This window comes from Nitrososphaera sp. (genome assembly GCF_050748925.1).
Taxonomy (GTDB): Archaea; Thermoproteota; Nitrososphaeria; order Nitrososphaerales; family Nitrososphaeraceae; genus Nitrososphaera.
In genome coordinates this window covers 1-3,425 of sequence record NZ_JBOGQF010000168.1, presented here as the reverse complement: position 1 = coordinate 3,425, position 3,425 = coordinate 1, and the positions used below count along the sequence as shown (strand labels likewise).

The following is a 3,425-nucleotide window of genomic DNA, read 5'->3' as shown; positions in this document are numbered from 1 at the left end:
AGTCATAGCCGTCCACTGTCAACCCTTTTATCGTCATGTATTCCGCGTTGCTGTAGCCAATCTGCCCCAGCCCGATAACTAGAACTTTTTTGCTGGTCATCCTTCCCGAACTCTGTTTCTGAACTAAAAGCCATTATGCAGTGTGCATTTAGTGAAAATTTCTGCAATAGTCCTCTATTTGTGGCAATAATATACATACGTATCCTTATTAGGAGACGTGATTACCCTTGCTGAGACGGGTCAGCATTCCCTGTCCAATCCCACTCCTTCCTATAGCCTCTTGACATACATTTACTTTTATACGCAGGTATTGACGAGAATATCTGCATGATACCAATTAACAGGCCGTGGCTGGGGGAAGAGGAAAAGCGCGAGGTCATGGCTGTCCTTGACGAAAATGCCCTCACCACCGCGGCCCGCGACGGCGGCAAGCGCGTCAGGGATTTCGAGTCGTCGCTAAGGCAGTATCTCGGCTGCAAGCACGCGCTTGCGGTCAATTCCGGGACCGCGGCCCTCCAGGCGGCCCTCATGGCTGCCGGCGTGGGCCAGGGCCACGAGGTATTGCTGCCGTCGTTCACGTTTGTGGCCACCGCAAACGCGGTCGTCGCGACAGGCGCCAGACCCGTGTTTGTCGACATTGACAAAAAGAATTTCACTATAGACGCAGCCGATGCCAGGAAAAAGATAACAAAGAAAACCCGGGCCATGATACCCGTCCACCTTTACGGCCACCCGTGCGACATGGACGCGATTTCAGAGCTGGCAGAAAAGCGCTCCCTTGCGGTTATCGAAGACGCGTGCCAGTCCCTCGGGTCTACTTACAAAGAGAGGCAGACCGGCACTTTTGGCGACATGGGATGTTTCAGCATGTACGCAAGCAAGGTGCTGACTGCCGGCGAGGGCGGCGCGGTGGTGACTGACGACGACAGGCTCGCGGAAAAAATAAAGATGATCCGAAACCACGGCATGGTGGAAGGATACGATACCAGGGTGCTCGGGCTCAACCTGCGGCTGCCAGAGCTGAGCGCGGCCATAGCCAAGGTCCAGATGCTAAAGCTGGGGCAGATGCTCGACGCAAGGAGGCGCAACGCGAAAATAATGTCAGAGTTGCTGTCAGGCGCAAAGGGGTTTGCCCTGCCAGAAGAAAGCGCCGATGCAAGATTCAACTGGTACCTCTATACCGTCGCGTTTGGCAAGAGCGCGGACAGGGACGCGGCAAAAGGCGCGTTGCAAAAGGACGAGATCGGCGCCGCCGTATACTATGACCCGCCGGTGCACAGGACGCCGTTTTACAGGGGCAAGGCGAAACTGCCTGCGACGGACTGGGCGGCCAGGCGCGTATTGTCATTGCCGGTGCATCCCGGCGTGGGCGAGGCCCAGGCTGCGCGCATAGCCGCATCGCTAAAGGCCGCGGCCGGCTAGGGCTCCCATACCACGAACAATCTTCTATGAAAAGCCGGCAATATTCGCAACTTGTTAGATCATATCATAAAAATCATATATTATGATAATATCGCAATTGCGATGCGTTTTTATAGCTTCCACCTGAGAAATTGTTGGAAATGCCGATCGACACTGGAGATACTACCTGGATGCTTATCTCTACAGGCCTCGTCATGCTCATGACGCCTGCACTCGGCTTTTTTGAAGCAGGCCTGATACGGAGCAAAAACTCGCTTTCAATAATCATGCAGACGTTTTCCGGGCTGGCGATCCTGTCGACCCTCTGGTTCGTCATCGGATTCACGCTGGTTTTTGCGCCCACGCAGGGCGAGATCATTGGCGGCCTCGACTGGGTCTTCTTTAACAACGTGCCTTTCAACGACAGCCTCGACTATGCGCCCACGATACCGGGCGTGACGTTCGGGTCGTACCAGATGATGTTTGCAGTCATAACGCCCCTGCTCATCACCGGGGCGTTTGCAGAGAGGCTAAAGTGGAGCTCGTTTTTTGTGTTCATCATAATATGGAGCCTGGTCATCTATTTCCCCCTCGCCCACTGGGTCTGGGGAAGGGGATGGCTTGCAGACATGGGCGTGTTTGACTTTGCCGGCGGCATCGTGATCCACACCAGCGCAGGCATGGCATCGCTTGCCGCCGCGCTCGTGCTTGGGAGGAGAAAGAATTTCGGCCCGGACATCATGGTCCCGCACAACATCCCCCTTGCAGTCATTGGCGCCGCCCTTCTGTGGGTAGGCTGGTTTGGCTTTAACGCAGGCAGCGCACTTGCGTCCGGGTCGCTTGCAGCCAACACGCTGCTGGTGACGCACATTGGCTCTGCCACGTCGGCGATGGTGTGGATATTCCTGTCATGGAAGAGGTCGGGCAAGCCGTCGACGACTGCAGTCATCAACGGCGCGATTGCCGGCCTCGCAGGCGTGACCCCGGCCGCAGGTTTCATCGACGCGCAGAGCTCGTTCTTTCTCGGCATCGCGCTTGGCTTTGCGTCCTACTATGCCATCCTGCTCTTGAAGGAGCATTGGAAGATAGACGACGCGCTGGACGTCAGCTCGGTGCACGGCGTGACTGGCATCGTCGGCGCGCTTGCGATCGGCATACTGGCGACGCAGGCAGTCAATCCTGCCGGCCCCAACGGCCTGCTGTTTGGCAACCCGATGCAGCTTGCGATACAGGCCATGGGCATCGCGGTGGCGGCCGTGATGGGCTTTGGCGGCACGGTGGTCATCATGAAGCTGATAGACAAGACCATCGGCCTGAAGGTAAAGGAAGAGGAAGAGGACATTGGCCTTGACATCACCCAGCACGCAGAAAGGGCCTACGTGTCCTGACCTTCCTTTCTTTCTTTCCAGGTACTAAGTCTTTGGCTGCTGTGATAGTTCGGGGCGCGACCGTCAAAACTGACAGCTTGACAGTGCCAAAAAATAAGCCCGTTGTTGGGTGGCAATGAAAAAGGCGACATTTGCTGGAAATAACGGTAATGCTGCCAGACTTTTCCCCGGTTTTAACCCTGAAAATCAAGAAAAAGGCGGTGTTTTTCGACTTTGTTTTTCGATTATTCCTCTTTTGGGAACAAGCTAGGCGAGTGTCCATATTATTATGGCTTGCCATTTTGCACTGAAAAAAGCGGTGCAAAACGACGAGGAAAGTGATGAATATTACCTCCACAAGCGCGCTGTCACGTTGTCAGTTTTGATATCTACACTGAACTATCAGCAACCGGAGGCTTCTCAGTGCCTCACTCCACACTCTTTTTATTTTCATGTTGCCATCTAGTTCGTAGCCGTGGCATTGCGCCTGATAATATACACCGGCAAGGGAGGGACGGGCAAGACCGTGACTTCATGCTCGACTGCGATAAAGCTGGCAGAGCATGGCTACAGGACGCTCGTCATATCGGCAGACCCCGCGCACACTCTGAGCGACGCTTTCATGATTAGTGAAATAGGCAGTGAGCCGTCTCCGGC

The 3,425-nt window shown here is 54.9% G+C and carries 3 protein-coding genes; all 3 read left to right on the top strand.

Annotation, left to right across the window (positions count from 1 at the left end; all coding sequences use genetic code 11):
• Window positions 1-327: 327 nt before the first annotated feature.
• Window positions 328-1,422 carry a DegT/DnrJ/EryC1/StrS family aminotransferase gene (locus tag ACREAY_RS10790; protein ID WP_431755776.1) on the top strand — a complete coding sequence of 365 codons (1,095 nt, stop codon included), beginning with the start codon at window positions 328-330 and terminating at the stop codon, window positions 1,420-1,422.
• Between the two features lie 140 nt (window positions 1,423-1,562).
• On the top strand, window positions 1,563-2,789 hold the full coding sequence (locus ACREAY_RS10785; protein ID WP_431755775.1) for an ammonium transporter: 1,227 nt from the start codon (window positions 1,563-1,565) through the stop codon (window positions 2,787-2,789).
• A 454-nt stretch (window positions 2,790-3,243) separates the two neighbouring features.
• Window positions 3,244-3,425 (top strand): ArsA family ATPase (locus ACREAY_RS10780; RefSeq protein ID WP_431755774.1); only part of this gene is annotated, 182 nt, incomplete at its 3' end.

Excerpts from the sequence above, each read along its gene's own strand:
- ACREAY_RS10790 (WP_431755776.1), top strand. The coding sequence starts at position 328 with ATGATACCAATTAACAGGCCGTGGCTGGGGGAAGAGGAAAAGCGCGAG.
- ACREAY_RS10785 (WP_431755775.1), top strand. The coding sequence starts at position 1,563 with ATGCCGATCGACACTGGAGATACTACCTGGATGCTTATCTCTACAGGC.